Here is an 18,644-nt window from a genome sequence, read left to right as displayed (position 1 = left end):
GTTACAGGCCCAGCGCCTTGCGGCGTTCTTCGGCAAATCCCTGAACCATACGGTCGGCAATCAGCGCCAGAATGGCCATCGCCGCCCCGGCCGAGATGCCAAGCCCAACATCCGCCTGCCCCAGCGCCAGATAGATCGACTGGCCCAGGCCGGTGGTGCCGATCAGCGCCGCGATCACCAGCATCGCAAAGGCATACAGGATTGTCTGGTTCAGCCCCAGCAGGATGGTCGGCGCGGCATAGGGCGCGCGGACATCGCGCATGATCTGCCACTCGGTCGCGCCGCTGGAAATGGCGGCCTCCATCATCTCGGCTGGTGTGTTGACCAAGCCGTGCCGCGTGTAACGGATCATCGGCACGACCGCGTAAGCGCAGATCGCCAGAAAGGCCGAGAACTCGCCGATCTGAAACACCATCAGCACCGGGATCAGGAACACGAACAGAGGGATCGTCTGCAACATGTCACAGATCGGACGGACGATTTTCCAAACGGGTTCCCAAACCGCGCTGGCCAGACCGATCAGCCCGCCGACCACGGCACAGGAAAACACCGCCGCACCGCTGAGGTAGAGCGACAACAAGGCACGCTCCCACAGGCCCGAGACAAGGATGGTGCAAAGCAGCCCCACTGACAGCGCAGCCAGTCGCCAGCCGCCTGCAACATAGCTGAGGGCAGCGGCACCGGTTAGGACAAACGGCCATGGCAGGTTCGCAATGCCGGTTTCCAACATGCCGATCAGGATCAGCACAACCAGCCCTCCGGTCAGATGCCCGCGCCATGCCATCAGCGCCGCGATGACGGCAGCCGCAGCGAACAGGCCATAGCTCATGCCCGGTGTCCACTGAAAGCCCCATGTGAACGGCAGCACTGCTTGGTCGAGACCAATCCGCAGTGGCAGCAGCACATAGAACAGCGAGTTGTTCTTGAGCGCATCCAGCCAAGGGCCGTTGGCCTGAGTGAAGGCGGTCAGACCGCTGTCGATGGCCCCGGCCATCGGGTCCAACAGGGTCAAATCAGAGGGGTTCGGAAGCCACAGCCAGAAGGCCGCAGTGAACAGCACGGTAAAGCCCAGCACCGCCCAGACGACTCGCTGGTCATAGCGTTTGCGTTCGGTGGCGAGCGTGCCGCTCATCCGGTCGATGACTACAGCAAACACCACGATCACGAGACCGGCCATCAGGGATTCGCCAAACTGCGCCTTGCGCATGGTCAGTAGAACTTCCCAGCCGATATCGTTGAAGCCTCCGATAACGGCGGCGATGATTACCATCGACAAGGCGGCCATCAGGCATTGGTTCACACCGACCATGATCTGCGTTGCAGCCGCTGGAATCTCCACCTGAAACAGTTGCTGGAACCGGGTTCCGCCGGACATGATGGCGGCCTCTTTGATCTCGGGTTCGACCCGTTCCAGCCCCAGCATCACGTTGCGCGCCATGGGCGGCGCAGCATAGATGGCCGAGGCGATAAGACCCACCACCGGGCCAAAACCAAAGAGCAGCAGCAAAGGCGTCAGATAAGCGAAGGTCGGCACGGTCTGCATGACGTCCAGCACGGCTTGAACAAAGTTTTTCACGCGGGGGATCTCATTGGCCAGAATGCCGATCCCTCCACCCACAACCAGCGCCACTGGGACCGAAACGGCCACCAGCGCCAGAGTGTTCATGCTTTCAGCCCAATAGCCCGAGGCCAGCACGAAGCTGAGGCCGAAGAACCCCAGCGCCGCCATGGGCAGCCCGCCCAGATACCAGCCCAGCGCGGTGACAAGCCCAATCAGGATCGGCCATGGCGTATTTGCCAGAACAAAATTCGCCGCATCCATCGGATAGGTCATCAGGTCGGAAAACAACCGCATCGCCGGTTTGATGCCGTTCAGGAACCAGTCGAGGAAGGCTCCGACCCACTGCGTCGCCGGCATCTCCCATGCGGTGGGCCATTTAACCAGCCACGGGGCAATACCCTCAAGCGCCAGACACAGCGCGCCGACGACAACAGTAATCAGTGCCGCCTTGGCTCCGATCGTCAGGCGCGCCTGTGCAGGGATGTCCGTGATCGCCGTCATGTCTCATCCACCTGCAGCGCCGCAGCCAGATCGGACGGGTGAACCGTGCCGACGATATTGCCCGCCTCATCCCGCACTGGCACCGGTTCGTACAGCTCCATGCAATGCGCCAGCGCAGCGTCCAATGTCATACTGGTTGTCAGACCGGGATCGTCCGGGCCACGCTCGGACTCGTCGCGCATGACCGAGGCGACCTTGGCGTGTTGGCCCTTGGCGACGTCTTTCGAGAATTCGCGTACATAGTCATCAACCGGGCGCAGCACGATATCGGTGGGCGTGCCGATCTGCACGATCTTGCCATCGCGCATGATCGCGATGCGGTCGGCCAGTTTCAGCGCCTCTTGGATATCGTGAGTGATAAAGACGATGGATTTCTTCAACGTCGCCTGTATGCGCAGGAATTCGTCCTGCAACTGACGACGGATCAGGGGATCGAGGGCCGAGAACGGCTCATCCAAAAACCAAATGTCGGGGTTCACGGCAAGACTGCGGGCGATGCCCACACGTTGCCTCTGACCGCCCGATAGCTGCCGTGGGAAGCTGTCTTCGCGCCCCTCAAGGCCGACCAATGAGATCACCTCTTGCGCGCGGGCCAGACGTTCCTTTTTACCAACGCCTTGAACACGCAGCGGATAGGCCACGTTTTCGGCGACGGTCATATGGGGGAACAGGCCGAAATGCTGGAACACCATGCCCAGCTTTTTGCGGCGCAGGTCCGTCAGTACCTTTTTCGAGGCTCCAATAACGTTCTCGCCATCCACGCGGATTTCTCCACCCGTGCCGGGCAGCAATTGCGAGATACAGCGGATCAGCGTCGATTTACCCGAACCCGACAGGCCCATGATAACGAAAAGCTCCCCCTCTTTGACCTCGAAATTGGCATCCTGCACGGCGGGAATGAACCCGCGTTCGCGCAAGTCTGTGGCGGCTTTGTCGGCGTCATTCCCTGACCGAGACAGCGCGTCGGTCAGGGCCTTGTCTGCACCGGGGCCAAAGACCTGCCAGAGATTCTGGCAGGCAATAGCTGGTGTTTGCGCGTCAGTCACTTAGGCAGACTCACTGAGTTGCCGCGTCAACAACCGGACGCCACTTGCCTTCGTTTTCTGCCATCCATGCGGCGACGACTTCCTCGACCTTACCGCCGTCGACGTCAATCGCGCCCATCATCGGCTGCTGATCTTCGACTGCCAACTGATAGTTGGTCAGAATTTCATAAGCTGCGGGCCACTTGTCTTCCATGCCGCTCCAGCTGGCCTTGAAGATGCGCGAGGGCGAGAAGTCACAATCATTCAACGCGTTGGGGTTTGGACCCCATGCGGGATCGTTGAAACAGGCTTCTTCACCGGCAGGCAGCTCAACGAATTGCACGTCATATGCGGACATCGCCCAATGCGGTTGCCAGAAGGTGATCAGCAATGGTGATTTCCGCTCGGTCGAGGCACGCAGTTCGGCAATCAAAGCGCCTTCCGACCCGGCAGGAACAGCTTTGAACGGCAGTTCCAAACCGGTCATGCGGTCAGCACCCGGCGTACCCCAATCAGCCGGATAGTCTACCAGACGGCCACCAGGCAGTGTTTCTGCCGTCGCAAAGACCTGCGCGCAGTCTTTTAGAGCTTCCCATGCAGGCAAACCGGGGCACAAATCTGCCACGTGAGCAGGGTATGCGATGCCTTCCTTGGCATCCAGACCCAGATCACCGATCTCAACCACGGTGCCTTCGGAGACTTTCTTGGCGTATTCATCCGATACGTTTGAGGACCAGATCTCTAGCGTTGCGTCGATATCGCCATCGGCCAGCGCCTGGAACTGGTTCATCATGCCCGCGGTAACGTATTCAACGTTATAGCCTGCAGCTTTCAGCATCTCGCCGGCCACATGCGTCGTCACGTGCTGACCGGTCCATTCGTTGATGGCCAGTTTGATCGGCTCATCCACGGCGCCCATTTCGGCGGCATAGGCCGATCCGGCGACGGTCATGGCCAAAAGGCTTACACTCAGTTTCTTCATCGACATTCTCCCTGTCTTCTTTGTGTTCGTCCGGCCGCACATGAAAACGGGCCAGAGCGTTTGATTCACGACATTGCCATGCCGCAACATGCACAAAATCAGCCGGAAAAGGGAAGCGAACAGTTGGGCCCGGCGCGGAAATCACGCGTAAGGTCCATCTGCCTGTCCCCCCTGCTGATACGTGCAGGATACCCTCGCCCTTTCTGTCTATCACATTTTTTCGAGCGGGATATTGATTGATCAGTCAATCACAAACCCAATCCAAACACTTTGTCGAGTATTTCTTTTGCCCAAACGCAACTTTTTTGCCTTTGCCCGTTTTCACACTGCGTTTGTGAGGGCTTGAAACCCATCCATCAAAGCGCGACCTTTGAGTCGGAGGACCCCGATGCGCCATTTCGACGAACTCTTTCAAATCGCCGCAGACCGTCATGGCGGCGCGCAAGCCCTGGGCGAAAAACTCACCAAGCCCAAGCCGTTGGAGGAACTGGCCGCGATGCCCGAAGACCGCTGGCTTGCGGTGATCACCAAGTGTATCTTTCAAGCCGGGTTTAACTGGAAAGTCATTGAAAACAAATGGGACGGGTTCGAGACCGCCTTTGACAGGTTCGACGTGGGCAGATGCGCCTTCATGGATGATGAGAAATTCGACGCCCTGCTGACCGACACCCGAATCGTCCGAAACGGCACCAAAATCGCAACCGTGCGGGACAACGCGGCGTTTCTGCTGGAACTTCGGCAGGAAGGCGGAGCGGGGCATGTGCTTGGGGGGTGGCCTTCGACGGATTATGTGGGGTTGCTTGCGATGTTGGCCAAACGTGGATCGCGGTTGGGCGGGGCCTCGGCACAATATGCGATGCGATTTGCCGGGCGGGACAGTTTCATCCTGTCGCAGGACGTCACTGCGCGCCTGATTGCCGAAGGGGTGATCGACAAATCACCCACCTCGAAGAAAGCGATGGCAGCAGTGCAAGAGGCGTTTAACACATGGATGGATCAATCAGGCCGGTCCCTGACCGAAATCAGCCGCGTATTGGCAATGAGCGTTTGAAAACAGATTACAGAGCAGAAGCTAAGGACTAAGCTGCGAACATGTTGCGCCTTATTTTGATGACGTCTGCATTATTATTGACCTCATGCGGTCGTCCGTTGACCGATCAGGAGGTCGCATTCGCCAGCGCCATTCAGGGCGATACGCTGGATGTGGGCACAGTCCGTCTGGTCAAAGGGGCACCGGTTGCCCCGATCACCTTTTACCGCAAGGAACGTCCGCGACTGGCATGTCGCGAGCGTATCCTGCCCCCGCAGGAAGAAGGCGTGGTGACGGCAAAACCGGCCGCCGTAGCCCTGTTCAACAAGGTTTATTTCACACAGGATTGGTATCTTGAGGACTACATGTCCGATTTCCCCGAAGAGATGAACCTGATCGCTGCCATGCTTCTGGCGCATGAATTGACCCATGTCTGGCAGTGGCAGAACCGCAAGACCACGGGCTATCATCCCCTGCGTGCAGCGGCAGAACATGGCGGCAACAAAGACCCCTACCTATTCGATCTGGCGACCTCGTCCGATTTCCTGTCCTACGGGTTCGAACAGCAAGGTGCCATTGTCGAGGAATATGTCTGCTGCCGCGCCCTGGACCCAACTGCGCCCCGCACCGAGCGACTGCATGAAATGCTGGGCGCGCATTTCGATCTGGCCCCTCTGCCCAGTGAGCGGGCCGAGCGGGCGGTTGTCATCCCGTGGTCCGAGGCCAAAATCGAAGGAATATGCCGCTAGGCTCAGTTGCCCTGCAATGTCTCAAGATAGGCCACAAGATCCACGATCGGTTGGCTTGTCAGGATCGGCTGCCCCTGTGGCGTTTTCATCGAGGTGTCCTGCCCGTCGAAATACGGCCCATAGACCGGCATCGGGCTGCCATGGCTGACCAGCGGATCGCGCCCGTCGATCCGTGAAACGACACGAGCGACCGGGAACGTGCCATCATCGCTGGCAAGTGTTGTCAGGTCTGCGGGTTGAATAACTAAAACTCCGGCCATCGGACCATGCCCGGTGGCATCGATCCCGTGACATGTTGCGCAATAATGCTGGTAGAGCTTTGCGCCCTCTTCGACATCCTGCGCACCGGCCTGCGACGCCATCATCCCGGCCGCAACGAAAACACCCCCAACTATCGCTCTGATCATCGCATCCTCCTGTCCCGATTGACATTTGCAGGCTTGCCCGAGGCGCGGCTTGGCGCAATGATCCAGATCAACGCAACCAAAGGATACGGGCCATGACACAATATGCAGTCATCATGTTGGCCGCCGGGGTCGGAGTGCCCATTCTAGCCGCGCTAAACGCGGCTTTGGGCAAGATGATCGGCTCACCCACCACGGCGGCGGTGGTTCTGTTTGCCATCGCCTTTGCGGCCTCAGCAGCGGTCATGGTGGTTTTTCCCGGCTTTGGGGCCCTGTCCAAAATCGCCGAAGCCCCCAAACACCTGCTACTGGCCGGTGTGCTGATTGCCTTCTATGTCCTGTCGATCACCCACGTCGCCCCGCATTTTGGCGTGGGCAACGCAGTGTTCTTCGTGCTGATCGGGCAGTTGATCAGCGCCGCTGCCATTGACCATTTCGGCTTGTTCGGAGCGCAGGTCACGCCGCTGACATGGATCCGCGCAGGCGGTATCGCAGTGATGGCCGCCGGGGTGGCGATCACGCAACTGGCTTGAGAATACCCCCATCCAGCCGCAGCTTGCGATCCATCCGGGCAGCCAGATCCATGTTGTGCGTGGCGATCAGGGCCGACAGCCCCTCGTCCCGCACCAATGCCATCAGCGCATCGAACACCTGATCCGAGGTATCGGGGTCCAGATTGCCCGTCGGTTCATCCGCCAACAATACGCGCGGCGCGTTGGCCAGCGCGCGGCAAAAGGCGACCCGCTGTTGCTCGCCCCCAGACAGGGCTGCCGGGCGGTGATCCGCGCGCACGGCAACACCGACGCGATCCAGCAGCGCCATCGCCCTGTCCTGTGCGGCTTTCTCGGAGACACCATTGGCCAGTTGCGGCAGGGTGATGTTCTCCAGCGCTGTGAACTCGGGCAGCAGATGGTGGAACTGATAGACAAAGCCCACATCCTGCCGCCGCAGCGCGGTGCGGGTGCGGTCGCCTTTGCCTGCGATGCTCTGCCCCGCGATCTCAACGGTGCCGCTGTCGGGCGTGTCCAGCAGACCGGCAATGTGCAGCAGCGTCGACTTGCCCGCCCCAGAGGGCGCCACCAGTGCCACCGCCTCGCCCGCGCTTAGGTCCAGATCGACGCCGCGCAGCACCTGCACCTCGCCCGGTGTGCCTTGCAGATAGGTTTTGGTCAGGCCGTTCAGCCGCAATGTCACATCACTCATAGCGCAGCGCCTCAACCGGGTTCAGCCGCGCCGCGCGACGGGCCGGGAAATAGGTGACAAAAAAGGACAGGCCCAGCGACAGCCCGACCGCCTTGAGCACATCGGACAGGTGCAATTCAGCAGGCAACGCATAGATGCCCCGGATCGACGGATCCCAGACCCCGCCGCCCATGACAAAATTCACAAAGCTGAAGATCGGGTCGATATAGATCGCAAACAGGCAACCCAGCACCACACCCATCGTGGTGCCGATAATGCCAGTAAATGACCCGCAGATGAAGAACACGCGCAGGACAGACCCCTCGCTGAGGCCAATGGTGCGCAGGATGCCGATATCTCGCCCCTTGTTCTTGACCAGCATGATCAGACCCGAAACGATGTTCATCGCCGCAATCAGTACGAGGATCGACAGGATGATGAACATCACATTGTCCTCGACCTCAAGCGCGCGCAGGAACCCGCCAGAGGCGTCCTGCCAGGTCCAGATCTGACTGCGGTCGCCTGCGGCCTCAAGGATCGGGATCAGTATGGGTGTCAGATTCTCGGGCTCATCCACCATAACCTCGATCTCATCGGCGACACCTTCGCGGTTGAAGAAGGTCTGCGCTTGCTCGAACGGAATATACACGCGGGTGCGGTCGATGTCATAGCGCCCGGCTGAAAACACATAAACCACCCGATAGGCGCTGACGCGGGGCGAAGTGCCAAAGGCCGTTTTTACCCCATTGGGCGAGGTCAGCTTGACTGTGTCCCCTACTGTTGCGCCGATACTGCGCGCCACGCCTGAGCCGATGGCGATGACGAATTCCTCGTTCTGGAATTCCGACAGATCCCCCACCGCCTGATCGCTTTCAGCGATGCCCGGCAGGTCCAGTAGGTCGTCCGGCTGGATGCCAAACACCTCAACCCCGCTGCTGCGCTGGTGATTGGTGATCAGCACTTGTCCCTTCACCAGAGGAGCGGCACGTTGCACGCCGGGCACCTGCCCGATCCGGTCCGCCACCTGATCATAGTTTACGATTGTCCGGTCGATCCGTCCTTGTTCATCGAAATTGCCTGCCGAATAAACCGTCACATGCGCGTTGGCCCCCAGAATGGTGCCCACGAACTCGGCCCGAAACCCAGAACGCACCGCCAAAGTCGCAATCAGCGCGAAAACCGCCAGCGTGATCCCGATCAGCGAGATCCAGGTCATTACGCTGACGCCCCCCTCGGCGCGGCGCGCGCGTAGATATCGCCAAGCGATTTTCCATTCAAAAGGTGCAAAAGGCGGGGGTGTCTTGGCCATACCTGCTCCGGTGTTTTTGTTGGACGTGACCCTTTCGGCATTTGGCCGAATGGTCAAGCCGTGCGTTATCCCGACAGGGCGGCGGTTTGCTGCAACACGGCCTCGGCCCGGTTCCGGTCGCAAATGCCGCGCGCCTCAAGCTCGTGAAAGACACGGTCGCGCAAATTCAGGGGCAGGTTTGCAATGGCACGGTTGTGCAACCCAAGCGTCAATGTGCGCGGGTCATCTAGCAGTCCCAGCAACTGCGTTAACACCTCGGTCGAATAGGTGGGCCAGAGCCCGATGGCTGTGGACTCGGCCTCTTCGAACCAGGGCGGGTATCCGTCGGGGGATTTCAGGCAAAACGCGTTCATCAGCATGAACTCTGACGGCCGCCTGTGCGACGCGAACAAGGCCTGAACCGAGCCGTAGCGCGCGTTGATTTCATCCAGCAGAGACAGGGCAAGTGACCGGCGCACCGGGTACGGCGTGGCAAAGGTCGTCGTCTTAGTCTTCCCAGGATCAGGCCGAGACGCATCAAGGGCATCCAGACTTTGCAGCAGCCAGTTCCGGTGAAAATCGCTTTCAATGTCTATGAACGGGATGCGCGCCGCGCCGCCGGGCGCAAAGAACTCTGCCTCATCAAACTGGCGCAGGAACAGGTTCTTGGTGTCCAGAATGACCATATTCTCGGACGCCGCGACCCGCGCTGCGCCCAATTTCAGAACCTGTTGATTGCGATAGCCATTGTTGCCACGCCAACCGCCCTTGCGGATCAGCGGAATGCGAAAGCGGTTCTCGATCAGCACACGATCCAGAACCGGACGTCGCGCACAATGACCGGCCCCCAATAAAACATCGTCTCCACTGAGGACGCGCACCTTGTCTTGCAGCGCTCCGTAGGCAGGTAGGATCGGCTCGATCTGCTGCCGCAACGTACCTTCATCAACGTCGTTCATGATCACATGGACCGACCCGACCTGCGCCGGATCAACAAACCGGGCGAAGGATCGCGCCTGAAGTTCCAGCAGAGGGAAGTCCTTGGAATATACGACCGTTGCGAAACTCAGCACCAGGTGGACCCTTTCAAGGTTTTCGCCCATCTATCAGCAATCCCGTTTGGTTCCAACCAACCCAACGCCCGAATCAGCTCTGCCTGCTGAAGGGCTCGATCAATCAGAGCGTAAGTGGACATCCGTCAGACACACCAAGGGTTGTGACGCCGTTCACAGACATTGCGCAACTGTTTCAGCTATGTAGTCAATGCTAGGTTTGCGTGATCGACTGAACTCAAAATGCAACATATCGCGCGGAACAAAATTTCGATTTTTGATTATTTTGCGAAACTTTGTCACCCTGACTGTGGGGGAATACATTTGTAGGAGCGGGGGTCGCTCATGAGTATTCGACTAAACAAAGAAGAAGCGGGCGTCATTTCAGCCCGGCAGGCATCAACAGAACTGGATTGTGAAACGGCCGCATTGCTGAGGGCCGCGATCCGACCTTTATTTGCAAGTGCTGCAAGTTGGAACAGCCTCACCGATATTCTGAAAGACAAGGGGTATCAACTGGCCTTCCGACAGGGTCGGCTGTGTGTCACCGAGATCGCCACGGCAAAACGGATTTGCGGGCTGCGGTTTCTGGGGTTGGAGTTTCGCGATCTGGTGCAACGGATGGGACGCCCCATCGTTGTTGCCCGCGACAGTGAAACCGGAGACCTGCTAGCCGCCCGACCTTCGGTGAACGGCGCTTAGAAGCTGCGCCAGAACTGGACTGAACGCCGCGTGGTCTTCCACAGGCTGTGGCGCGCCGCCGCTTTGATACCGGCGCATGTTCCTGGTTCGATCAACCGCCCAAGGACCAGTTTCGCGGGCATGTGGCCGCGATGGTAGAACCGGCAGAAATCTTCCTCAGTCAAGTCACGCGCGGCTTTACGCCCGTCGTAATACTTCATCCAAACCCGCGCATAGTCACGGGCCGTCACATCCGTATCACTGCTGGCCCCGCGCCCCCAGAACATAGAGATCGGCTCATCCATCCGTTCGCCCTGATACCCGGCCGTGATCATACGCAGCATCAGGTCATAATCAGCCGCCACGCGGAATTGCGGATCATGGCCGCCCAGCGCCGCAAACACGTCGCGCCGGATCAGGACTGAGTTATGGCAGAACGGCATCCGTTGCAGGATCGCAGTCAGCGACATGCGCTTTTCGCGGCTTTCTGTCCCATCCTCGAACCTGCGCAAGGTCGAACCATACAAAAAATCGGGTTGGCTCGCTATCAGCCGGTCGGCCACAATGTTCAGGACGTTATCCGAGGCCAGCGAGTCATCGGAGTTCAGAAACAGCAGATACTGGCCGCTCGCGGCCCCTGCCCCCTTGTTCATCGCGTCATAGAGGTTGAGGTCCGGTTCGCTGATCACGCGAGTCCGCTGCGCGTCTGCAGTGACCTCTTGCAGAAAGGCAACTGTGCCGTCGGTCGAGGCCCCGTCCTGAATGACATGTTCGGCCCGCCCACATTTCTGGCGAGCCATACAGGTGATCACTTCGCGAAAGCTATCCTGCCGCCCTTGGGACAGCAAGTTATGCGTCGCCGTGATGACCGAGATCAGCGGCGCGTCGGTGTCAGCCGATTTGCTCATAGATCTCGGCGATCTTGGTGACGGCGGCCTCGGGGCTGAGTTCCTCGCTCTCGCCCGAGCGGCGGCAGGTCAGTTCAACCACACCGTTTTTCAACCCGCGCGGGCCAACGGTGATGCGCCATGGCAGACCGATCAGGTCCATGGTGGCAAACTTGCCGCCTGCCCGCTCGTTGCGGTCGTCATAGAGCGGCTCAAGCCCCAACGCAGTCAGCGCACCGTAGAGCTTGTCACAGGCCGCGTCTGCTTCTTCGTCGCCCTGTTTCAGGTTCACGATCCCGCAATGGAACGGGGTTACGCCTTCGGGCCAGATGATGCCTTTGTCGTCATGGCTGGCCTCGATGATGGCGCCGATCAGGCGGCTCACGCCGATGCCGTGGCTGCCCATGTGAACCGGGGTCGGCTTGCCATCCGGGCCTTGAACGGTCGCGCCCATCGCCTCGGAATATTTGGTCCCGAAATAGAAGATCTGCCCCACTTCGATCCCTCGCGCCACGCGGCGGCGCTCTTCCGGCACTTGGTTGAACAGCCCCTCGTCATGGGTTTCGTCGGTGCGTGCGTATTTTGAGGTAAACTCCTCGAGGATTGCCTGACATTGCGCGCGGTCATCATAGTCGATCAAGCGGTCGCCAAAACTCAGGTCGGTGACAGCGCTGTCATAGAAGACCTCGGATTCACCCGTATCGGCCAGCACAAGGAATTCATGCGTGTCATCGCCACCGATGGGGCCGGAATCGGCGCGCATCGGGATGGCTTGCAGGCCCATACGCTCATAGGTGCGCAGGTAGCTGACCAGATGGCGGTTATAAGCGTGCAGCGCCTCCTCTTTGGTCAGGTCGAAATTGTATCCGTCCTTCATGTAGAACTCACGCCCCCGCATAACGCCGAAACGCGGGCGGATTTCGTCGCGGAACTTCCACTGGATCTGGTACAGGGTCAGCGGCAGGTCTTTGTAGCTGTTGACGTGGCCGCGGAAGATATCGGTTACCAGTTCCTCGGCAGTCGGCGTGAACAACATATCCCGGTCATGCCGGTCCTTCATCCGCAGCATTTCCTGACCATAGTCGTCGTAACGCCCGGATTCGCGCCACAGGTCCGCCGATTGGATGATCGGCATCTGGATCGCTATGTGGCCAGCGCGCGCCTGCTCCTCGTGGATGATGTTTTCCAGCTTGCGCAGCACTTTGAAGCCCATCGGTAGCCACGAGTAAATCCCGGCGGATGCCTGCTTGATCATGCCCGCGCGCAGCATCAGCCGGTGGCTGACGATCTGAGCCTCGGAGGGGTTTTCCTTGAGAACGGGCAGAAAGTAACGGCTCAGGCGCATGGGAGGACCTTCAAAGGTGAAAATTTCGCTGCAAGGTGATTATGCCAAAGCCTCGCCGGGGGCAATCACGCAATGGCGTTTTTGCGACCACCGGCCCGTCGCATTTTTTATTGACCCGCCAGTCAGGAACCTCAAATGTGACAGGAATGTAAAAACATGAGGCCCCGATGCAGACAATCTCGGAACCCGCCCGTCAAATTCCTGTTGTTCACCAGACAGATGTTCTGGTCGTGGGCTCTGGCCCCGCCGGGCTGGCCGCCGCATTGGCCGCTTCGCGTGCCGGGGCCGAGGTGTCTATGGTCGACCGGTTCGGCTGCATGGGCGGCAACATCACCGCCGTGGGGGTCGAAGGGTTCGCATGGTATCGCCACGAACAAACGGTCGAGGCTGGGGGCATCGGCATGGAGTTTGAGACCCGCGCCAAGGACATGGGCGCGGCGGTGCCGGAAAGCCAGTCGCTGAGTTATGAGCTGGACAGCGAGGGGTTCAAGCTGGTCGCCGACAAACTGGTCGAAGAGGCGTGTGTGCATCCGATGCTGCACCGTCAGTTTGTGGCCCCGATCATGGACGGCAACCGGATCACCGGCATCATCACCGAATCCAAAGCGGGTCGCGAGGCGATTCTGGCCCGCGTGGTGATCGACGCCACCGGCGACGCCGATGTCGCCCACCGCGCCGGTGCCCCGACCCACAAAACCGCGCGCGAGGATATGATGGCGGCCTCGGTCATGTTCCATCTGGCCGGTGTCGACAAGCGCGCGTTCATGGAGGGCGTAAAGGCCGACCCGCAGACCTATAAGGACTGGGGCGGCGGTGGTGAGTGGAACATCGAGACCTCAGGGAAAGAGGACGACATGTTCTCGCCCTTCGTTCACAAGCCCTTCCAACAGGCGATTGATGCAGGGATGATCCCGCCGCACCTGAACACCATCGCAGGCACGTGGGGCGCGATGCATGATACGGGTGAGCTGACCTATATGAACCTTATCCATCTGGCCGAGATTGACGGCACCGATCCCGACAGCTTGACGCGGGGCGAGATCGAGGGCCGCCGTCAGTCGATGCTGGCCATTGAGGCACTGCGGCGCTTCATGCCGGGCTGCGAAAACGCGCGGCTGCGGAATTTCGGAATGACCATCGGCATCCGCGACACCCGCAAGATCGACGCGATTTACAACATGACCGAGGATGACGCCCGCCATCAGGGCCGGTTCGAAGATACGATCGGCATCTACCCCGAATTCATTGACGGCTATGGCATCCTAATCCTGCCCACCACGGGGCGGTACATGCAGGTGCCCTATCGTTCGATGCTCCCCAAGGGAATCAAAGGGCTGCTGGTAGCGGGCCGTTCCCACGGAGCCGACAAAGTGGCCCATGCCGCCACACGCAACATGGCCTGCTGCGCTGTCATGGGCCAAGGCGCAGGCATCGCCGCTGCGCTGTCGCTGAAAAGCAATCAGGAGGTCGACACGATGAATCTCGCCCCCGTCCACAAAGAACTCGACCGTCAGGGCGTGCGGATTCACTGATGCAGCATATCCCGACCATCGACATCACCCCCCTGCGCGACTCGGCGCACCCGGACTACGCCAGCACCGTTCAGCAAATCATGGACGCCTGCACCGGTATCGGTTTTCTATCGATCACCGGCACGGGCATTTCCCCCGATACTGTAGACGCCGTGCGCGCTTGCGTGCGCGATATCTTTGCGGTCGAGGAAAGCGCCAAATGGGATCAGGCGATCACGCGCGAGAACTATCGTGGATATATCCCAATGGGGTTCTTCACCCCCAATGACGGATCAGGCAAGGCCGACAAATACGAAGGCTACAAGCTACACTATGACGTGGCCCCCGATGCACCGATCCGGCAGGACTGCGCACTTTATGGCCCTAACCTCTGGCCAAAGGGCGTGGATAGCGCGCGCGACACGATACTTGGCTATTGGTCGAAACTGGATGCGGTGGCCGATCATCTGCTGGGCGCGCTAGAGGTCGGCCTGCCCCTGCCCGCGCGCGCCCTTCGCGATGCCTTTGTCGATCCAATGACCAACATGACTCTGCTGCATTACCCGCCGCAGGCTCCGGATGAAGGCGGCTATGGCATCCACCCGCACAAGGACACCGACGCGCTGACCATCATCGCGCCAGACCCAGTTGGAGGGCTGGAGGTTCAGAACCGCGAAGGTGGCTGGATCACGCCGGACTGCCCGCCGGGCGGGTTTGTCGTGAATATCGGTGACATGCTGGAACTATGGTCCGGTGGGCGCTTGAAATCCACGCCACACCGGGTCGTGAACCGATCTGGACAAGAACGGTACTCGTTTCCCTATTTCGCGGTGCCACGCCATAACGTTGTTGTCTCGCCCTTGTTGGAGCCGCAACCCGGTTTTGACCGCCCGGCTGTTCACTGCGGTCACTGGTCGGCCGAAATATGGCGAACCAACTGGCCCGATGAAATTGCGGATGAGGCGACGCCGGAACTGGGAACGTTGCAAGACTGACAGGCTGAAAATATCCCGTGCATGAAGCACTTGCATCACCGTGCTGCATACGCCAAGAACGATGGCAAGCGCCGCAAAAAGGGGACAGCCATGGCTTTGCCGGTGAAGGATCAGCTTAGGTATTGGGGCATCGTCGCTGCCGTATTTGTGCTGATGTTATGGGCCCTTGGCGATGTCTTGCTTCCATTTGTGATCGGCGGGGCCATTGCCTATTTCCTTGATCCGGTCGCCGACCGTCTTGAAAATTTTGGCCTGTCCCGGATGGCCGCCACCGGGCTTATCACCGTGGTTGGGGTTTTGGGTTTTGTCCTGCTGATCTTGATGGTGGTTCCTGCGCTGGTGACGCAGTTGATTGATCTGATCGAGTTCATGCCAAGCCTCGTCAAACAACTGCGCGGCTTTGTCGAACAAAAATTCCCTTCCCTCCTTGATACCCAATCCAGTTCGCATCAGTTCCTGGTGTCGCTGGGTGAAACGTTGCAATCCAAAACCGGGGATGTTCTTCAGTCCGTCGCCGCCTCGCTCGGGTCGGCGATCAACGTCGTTGTCCTGCTGGTGATCGTGCCCGTTGTGGCCGTCTACCTTCTGCTGGACTGGGATCGCATGATCGCCCGGATCGGAGAGCTGCTGCCCCGTGACCACGCCCCGACCATCAAACGGCTGGCGGGTGAAATCGACGATGTTCTGGCCTCATTTGTGCGCGGCATGGGCACGGTCTGCCTGATATTGGGCACCTACTACGCGGTCGCGCTGATGGCTGTCGGTCTGCAGTTCGGCCTAATCGTTGGGTTCATCGCCGGGCTGGTAACGTTCATCCCTTATCTGGGCGCCCTGATCGGAGGATCGCTGGCCATCGGTCTGGCGCTGTTCCAGTTCTGGGGCGATTGGGCGCATATCGCGCTTGTCGCGGGTATTTTTGCGGTCGGTCAGGTGACCGAGGGCAATTTCCTGACCCCAAAGCTGGTCGGCAGCTCGGTCGGGCTGCATCCGGTCTGGCTGTTATTGGCCCTGTCAGTGTTTGGAGCGCTGTTTGGCTTTGTCGGAATGCTGGTGGCCGTTCCGGTCGCAGCGGCGCTTGGGGTTCTTGCACGGTTCTGCACCTCGGTCTATCTGGACAGCCGACTGTATACCGGCCTGGAAGGCTTGAACCAGAAAGACGACTGAATGGCCCGCCAACTGAACTTCGATCTTCCAGCCAAAACTGCGCTGGGGCGCGAGGATTTTTTCGTCTCGCCCGCAAACGCGCTGGCGGTCGCCATGATCTCGGCCACGTCCTGGCCGGGTAACAAACTGGTCCTGAGCGGCCCCGCCGGTTCAGGCAAGACGCATCTGGCCCATGTTTGGGCGGCGGAAACCGGCGGGCGTATTCTGCATGCCACCGATCTGCGCCACGAAGATGTTCCGGCACTGGCCCAAACTCCGATTGCCATCGAAGATGTGCCGATGATTGCCGACGATGCCGAACGGCAAAAGACGCTGTTTCACCTGCACAACCTGACTTTGGCCGAAGGTAACGCCCTGCTTATGACCGGGCGTCTGGCTCCGAAATTCTGGGAACTGCCCCTGCCCGATCTGCAAAGCAGGATCGAAGGCGCGCATCACGTTTCGCTGGACCCGCCCGACGATGCTTTACTGGGCGCGGTTCTGGCTAAACTATTCGTGGACCGGCAGTTGAACCCCGGCCCCGAGGTGATCTCGTACCTCGTCAAACATATGGACCGTCGGTTTGAAACAGCTGCCGACGTGGTCGCCCAGCTTGATATGCTGGCCCTGACCGAGAAACGCGACATTACCCGCGCGCTGGCTGTGCGGGTTCTCAATTCAGACCCCGCTGAAGTCGCATCCAGCGATTGACCCGCAACGAACGATTTCGCATTCTGAGCACGGAATATCTGGAAGAGACATGGATCAGACCGTCGAAACCGACATCCCCGACTGGGGGCCTTTCGGAAAGCCGCTATTCGACAACCCCGAGGCCCGCGCTCTGTCGCGCGTCGGCGTTGTCGATGTTGGGTCGAACTCGGTCCGGATGGTGATCTTTGACGGCGCGGCGCGCTCGCCCGCCTATTTCTACAACGAAAAAGTCATGTGTGAGCTGGGCGCAGGTCTGTCCGAGACCGGGCGGCTCAATCCCCGTGGCCGCGAACGCGCGCTGGCCGCCCTGCGCCGCTTTGCCCAACTGGCAGATGATCTGGGCCTGCCCGGCCTGCACGTGGTCGCCACCGCCGCCGTGCGTGAGGCCGAAGATGGCCCGGCCTTCTGCGAGGACGTCCATTCCGAGACCGGTCTGACCGTCTCGGTCATCGATGGCGGGGAAGAGGCGCGCCTGTCTGCCCAAGGCGTCCTGCTAGGCTGGCCCGGTGCCTATGGGTTGATCTGCGACATCGGCGGTTCCTCGATGGAACTGGCCGAAATCGGGGGTGGAGACGTAGGCCGCCGCCTGACATCAGCCCTTGGTCCGCTGAAACTGCGCGACATTAAAGGTGGTCGCCGGGCACGCAAGGCGCATATCAAGGAAACGATGGAGGACCTGCGCGACCGGCTTGGTCCGCAGCGGGATCGTTTGTTTCTGGTCGGCGGCAGTTGGCGGGCCTTTGCGCGTCTGGACATGTTGCGTCGGGGCTATCCCCTGAACGTTTTGCATGAATACCGCATGACCACCAAGCAGGTACATGAAACGATCAAGTTCATCGAAAAAAGCGACCCCGAAAAACTGCGCAACCGCGCCGGCGTCTCAAGCTCGCGCATGGCGCTGATCCCTTACGCGATGGACGTGCTCGCGCGGTTGCTGCGCACCTTCAAGCCAAAGGATATTGCGATCTCAAGCTATGGTATCCGCGAAGGGCTGCTATACGAACAGATGCCTCAAATTCTGCGCGACCGTGATCCGCTGATCGAAGCCAGCCGGTTTTCCGAGGCCAAGGATGCGCGCCTGCCCGGGTTCGGCAAACACCTGTTCGACTTCGTGATGCCCCTGTTCAAATCTGCCCCGCCAGCGCGAGTGCGGCTAATCAAGGCGGCCTGTCTGCTGCATGACGTAAGCTGGCGCGCCCATCCCGACTACCGGGCAGAGACCTGCTTTGACTATGTCACCCGCGCCAATCTGGGCGGGCTGAAACACTCGGAACGGGTGTTTATCGGGCTGGCTTTACAGCACCGCTATCGCAACAAGCGCGAGGACACACGCTTTGCGCCGCTATACGAGTTGCTGGACGAAAACGACCAGAAACAGGCCGAGATTCTGGGCAAGGCCATGCGCTTTGGCGCAATGTTGTGGATGCAGAACGACGCTACCATGGGCAAGCTGCGCTTTTACCCCAAGAAACGCCAGCTTGAGTTGTTCTTGCCCGAAACCGCTGCCGCCTTGTTCAGCGAAGTGGCCGAGGCGCGGCTGAATTCTCTGGCAACTGCGTTGAAGTCCGAAACCCGGATCGTGCTGAAACGCTGAACC

The 18,644-nt window shown here is 59.8% G+C and carries 18 protein-coding genes; 9 read left to right on the top strand and 9 right to left on the bottom strand.

Going from position 1 to position 18,644, the window contains the following annotated elements; genetic code table 11:
- Position 1: 1 nt before the first annotated feature.
- From AC2FJ6_RS06805 to AC2FJ6_RS06795, 3 genes are read right to left on the bottom strand one after another with little or no spacing between them, the layout of a single operon-like run.
- Positions 2-2,062, bottom strand: a complete 2,061-nt coding sequence (locus tag AC2FJ6_RS06805; protein ID WP_170769178.1) for an ABC transporter permease — start codon at positions 2,060-2,062, stop codon at positions 2-4.
- On the bottom strand, positions 2,059-3,108 hold the full coding sequence (locus tag AC2FJ6_RS06800; protein ID WP_170769177.1) for a quaternary amine ABC transporter ATP-binding protein: 1,050 nt from the start codon (positions 3,106-3,108) through the stop codon (positions 2,059-2,061). Before AC2FJ6_RS06800 ends, AC2FJ6_RS06805 begins: the two co-directional genes overlap by 4 nt.
- Before the next feature lie 10 nt (positions 3,109-3,118).
- Positions 3,119-4,069 (bottom strand): ABC transporter substrate-binding protein, encoded by a 951-nt coding sequence (locus tag AC2FJ6_RS06795; protein WP_170769176.1) that lies wholly within the window; start codon positions 4,067-4,069, stop codon positions 3,119-3,121.
- A 388-nt stretch (positions 4,070-4,457) separates the two neighbouring features.
- On the opposite strand from AC2FJ6_RS06795, the gene AC2FJ6_RS06790 reads away from it, so the two are divergent.
- Entirely contained in the window at positions 4,458-5,120 is a 663-nt protein-coding gene (locus AC2FJ6_RS06790) for a DNA-3-methyladenine glycosylase I (RefSeq protein WP_170769175.1), read from the top strand.
- 41 nt (positions 5,121-5,161) lie between these two features.
- On the top strand, positions 5,162-5,848 hold the full coding sequence (locus AC2FJ6_RS06785; RefSeq protein ID WP_170769174.1) for a hypothetical protein: 687 nt from the start codon (positions 5,162-5,164) through the stop codon (positions 5,846-5,848).
- A gap of 2 nt (positions 5,849-5,850) precedes the next feature.
- Here AC2FJ6_RS06785 and AC2FJ6_RS06780 read toward each other — a convergent pair whose 3' ends face one another.
- Entirely contained in the window at positions 5,851-6,255 is a 405-nt protein-coding gene (locus tag AC2FJ6_RS06780) for a c-type cytochrome (RefSeq protein WP_170769173.1), read from the bottom strand.
- Positions 6,256-6,347: 92 nt separating this feature from the next.
- Here AC2FJ6_RS06780 and AC2FJ6_RS06775 point away from each other — a divergent pair, with 92 nt between their 5' ends.
- Complete coding sequence (locus AC2FJ6_RS06775) at positions 6,348-6,785, top strand: DMT family transporter (RefSeq protein ID WP_170769172.1); 438 nt, start codon at positions 6,348-6,350, stop codon at positions 6,783-6,785.
- On the opposite strand, the gene AC2FJ6_RS06770 is transcribed toward AC2FJ6_RS06775, so the two are convergent.
- From AC2FJ6_RS06770 to AC2FJ6_RS06760, 3 genes are all read right to left on the bottom strand, one after another.
- Complete coding sequence (locus tag AC2FJ6_RS06770; protein ID WP_170769171.1) at positions 6,769-7,455, bottom strand: ABC transporter ATP-binding protein; 687 nt, start codon at positions 7,453-7,455, stop codon at positions 6,769-6,771. The two genes, AC2FJ6_RS06775 and AC2FJ6_RS06770, sit on opposite strands and share 17 nt — an antisense overlap.
- Positions 7,448-8,743, bottom strand: coding sequence for a lipoprotein-releasing ABC transporter permease subunit (locus tag AC2FJ6_RS06765; RefSeq protein ID WP_496668697.1), 1,296 nt, complete (start codon positions 8,741-8,743; stop codon positions 7,448-7,450). The genes AC2FJ6_RS06770 and AC2FJ6_RS06765 overlap by 8 nt, the downstream gene beginning before the upstream one ends.
- Before the next feature lie 65 nt (positions 8,744-8,808).
- Positions 8,809-9,825 carry a DUF6492 family protein gene (locus AC2FJ6_RS06760; protein ID WP_170769169.1) on the bottom strand — a complete coding sequence of 339 codons (1,017 nt, stop codon included), beginning with the start codon at positions 9,823-9,825 and terminating at the stop codon, positions 8,809-8,811.
- A 294-nt stretch (positions 9,826-10,119) separates the two neighbouring features.
- Here AC2FJ6_RS06760 and AC2FJ6_RS06755 point away from each other — a divergent pair, with 294 nt between their 5' ends.
- Positions 10,120-10,476, top strand: coding sequence for a hypothetical protein (locus AC2FJ6_RS06755; protein ID WP_170769168.1), 357 nt, complete (start codon positions 10,120-10,122; stop codon positions 10,474-10,476).
- Here AC2FJ6_RS06755 and AC2FJ6_RS06750 read toward each other — a convergent pair.
- Positions 10,473-11,363, bottom strand: a complete 891-nt coding sequence (locus tag AC2FJ6_RS06750; RefSeq protein WP_170769167.1) for a glycosyltransferase family 2 protein — start codon at positions 11,361-11,363, stop codon at positions 10,473-10,475. The two genes, AC2FJ6_RS06755 and AC2FJ6_RS06750, sit on opposite strands and share 4 nt — an antisense overlap.
- On the bottom strand, positions 11,347-12,687 hold the full coding sequence (proS, locus tag AC2FJ6_RS06745) for a proline--tRNA ligase (RefSeq protein ID WP_170769166.1): 1,341 nt from the start codon (positions 12,685-12,687) through the stop codon (positions 11,347-11,349). The genes AC2FJ6_RS06750 and proS overlap by 17 nt, the downstream gene beginning before the upstream one ends.
- Positions 12,688-12,854: 167 nt before the next feature.
- Here proS and AC2FJ6_RS06740 point away from each other — a divergent pair, with 167 nt between their 5' ends.
- The 5 genes from AC2FJ6_RS06740 to AC2FJ6_RS06720 all read left to right on the top strand — a co-directional run bounded on the left by AC2FJ6_RS06740 (position 12,855) and on the right by AC2FJ6_RS06720 (position 18,641).
- Positions 12,855-14,219: an FAD-dependent oxidoreductase gene (locus tag AC2FJ6_RS06740; protein ID WP_170769165.1), complete on the top strand. Its 1,365-nt coding sequence runs from the start codon at positions 12,855-12,857 to the stop codon at positions 14,217-14,219.
- Positions 14,219-15,193, top strand: a complete 975-nt coding sequence (locus AC2FJ6_RS06735; protein WP_170769164.1) for an isopenicillin N synthase family dioxygenase — start codon at positions 14,219-14,221, stop codon at positions 15,191-15,193. The genes AC2FJ6_RS06740 and AC2FJ6_RS06735 overlap by 1 nt, the downstream gene beginning before the upstream one ends.
- Positions 15,194-15,283: 90 nt before the next feature.
- Positions 15,284-16,357: an AI-2E family transporter gene (locus AC2FJ6_RS06730; RefSeq protein ID WP_170769163.1), complete on the top strand. Its 1,074-nt coding sequence runs from the start codon at positions 15,284-15,286 to the stop codon at positions 16,355-16,357.
- The gene (locus AC2FJ6_RS06725) at positions 16,358-17,047 is read left to right on the top strand and encodes a P-loop NTPase family protein (RefSeq protein WP_170769162.1); all 690 of its coding nucleotides are present in this window, start codon (positions 16,358-16,360) and stop codon (positions 17,045-17,047) included.
- Positions 17,048-17,096: 49 nt separating this feature from the next.
- Positions 17,097-18,641 carry a Ppx/GppA family phosphatase gene (locus tag AC2FJ6_RS06720; protein WP_170769161.1) on the top strand — a complete coding sequence of 515 codons (1,545 nt, stop codon included), beginning with the start codon at positions 17,097-17,099 and terminating at the stop codon, positions 18,639-18,641.
- Positions 18,642-18,644: the final 3 nt, after the last annotated feature.

Source organism: Ruegeria sp. CDSA089, assembly GCF_059612205.1.
Note: the sequence above shows the minus strand (reverse complement) of the source record. Positions and strands in the feature narration are given on the sequence as shown.

Coding starts and splice junctions, on each gene's coding strand:
- AC2FJ6_RS06735 (WP_170769164.1), top strand. CDS start 14,219: ATGCAGCATATCCCGACCATCGACATCACCCCCCTGCGCGACTCGGCG.
- proS (WP_170769166.1), bottom strand. CDS start 12,687: ATGCGCCTGAGCCGTTACTTTCTGCCCGTTCTCAAGGAAAACCCCTCC.
- AC2FJ6_RS06730 (WP_170769163.1), top strand. CDS start 15,284: ATGGCTTTGCCGGTGAAGGATCAGCTTAGGTATTGGGGCATCGTCGCT.
- AC2FJ6_RS06780 (WP_170769173.1), bottom strand. CDS start 6,255: ATGATCAGAGCGATAGTTGGGGGTGTTTTCGTTGCGGCCGGGATGATG.
- AC2FJ6_RS06750 (WP_170769167.1), bottom strand. CDS start 11,363: ATGAGCAAATCGGCTGACACCGACGCGCCGCTGATCTCGGTCATCACG.
- AC2FJ6_RS06790 (WP_170769175.1), top strand. CDS start 4,458: ATGCGCCATTTCGACGAACTCTTTCAAATCGCCGCAGACCGTCATGGC.
- AC2FJ6_RS06755 (WP_170769168.1), top strand. CDS start 10,120: ATGAGTATTCGACTAAACAAAGAAGAAGCGGGCGTCATTTCAGCCCGG.
- AC2FJ6_RS06760 (WP_170769169.1), bottom strand. CDS start 9,825: ATGGGCGAAAACCTTGAAAGGGTCCACCTGGTGCTGAGTTTCGCAACG.
- AC2FJ6_RS06785 (WP_170769174.1), top strand. CDS start 5,162: ATGTTGCGCCTTATTTTGATGACGTCTGCATTATTATTGACCTCATGC.
- AC2FJ6_RS06720 (WP_170769161.1), top strand. CDS start 17,097: ATGGATCAGACCGTCGAAACCGACATCCCCGACTGGGGGCCTTTCGGA.
- AC2FJ6_RS06795 (WP_170769176.1), bottom strand. CDS start 4,069: ATGAAGAAACTGAGTGTAAGCCTTTTGGCCATGACCGTCGCCGGATCG.
- AC2FJ6_RS06740 (WP_170769165.1), top strand. CDS start 12,855: ATGCAGACAATCTCGGAACCCGCCCGTCAAATTCCTGTTGTTCACCAG.
- AC2FJ6_RS06805 (WP_170769178.1), bottom strand. CDS start 2,062: ATGACGGCGATCACGGACATCCCTGCACAGGCGCGCCTGACGATCGGA.
- AC2FJ6_RS06770 (WP_170769171.1), bottom strand. CDS start 7,455: ATGAGTGATGTGACATTGCGGCTGAACGGCCTGACCAAAACCTATCTG.
- AC2FJ6_RS06765 (WP_496668697.1), bottom strand. CDS start 8,743: ATGGCCAAGACACCCCCGCCTTTTGCACCTTTTGAATGGAAAATCGCT.
- AC2FJ6_RS06775 (WP_170769172.1), top strand. CDS start 6,348: ATGACACAATATGCAGTCATCATGTTGGCCGCCGGGGTCGGAGTGCCC.
- AC2FJ6_RS06725 (WP_170769162.1), top strand. CDS start 16,358: ATGGCCCGCCAACTGAACTTCGATCTTCCAGCCAAAACTGCGCTGGGG.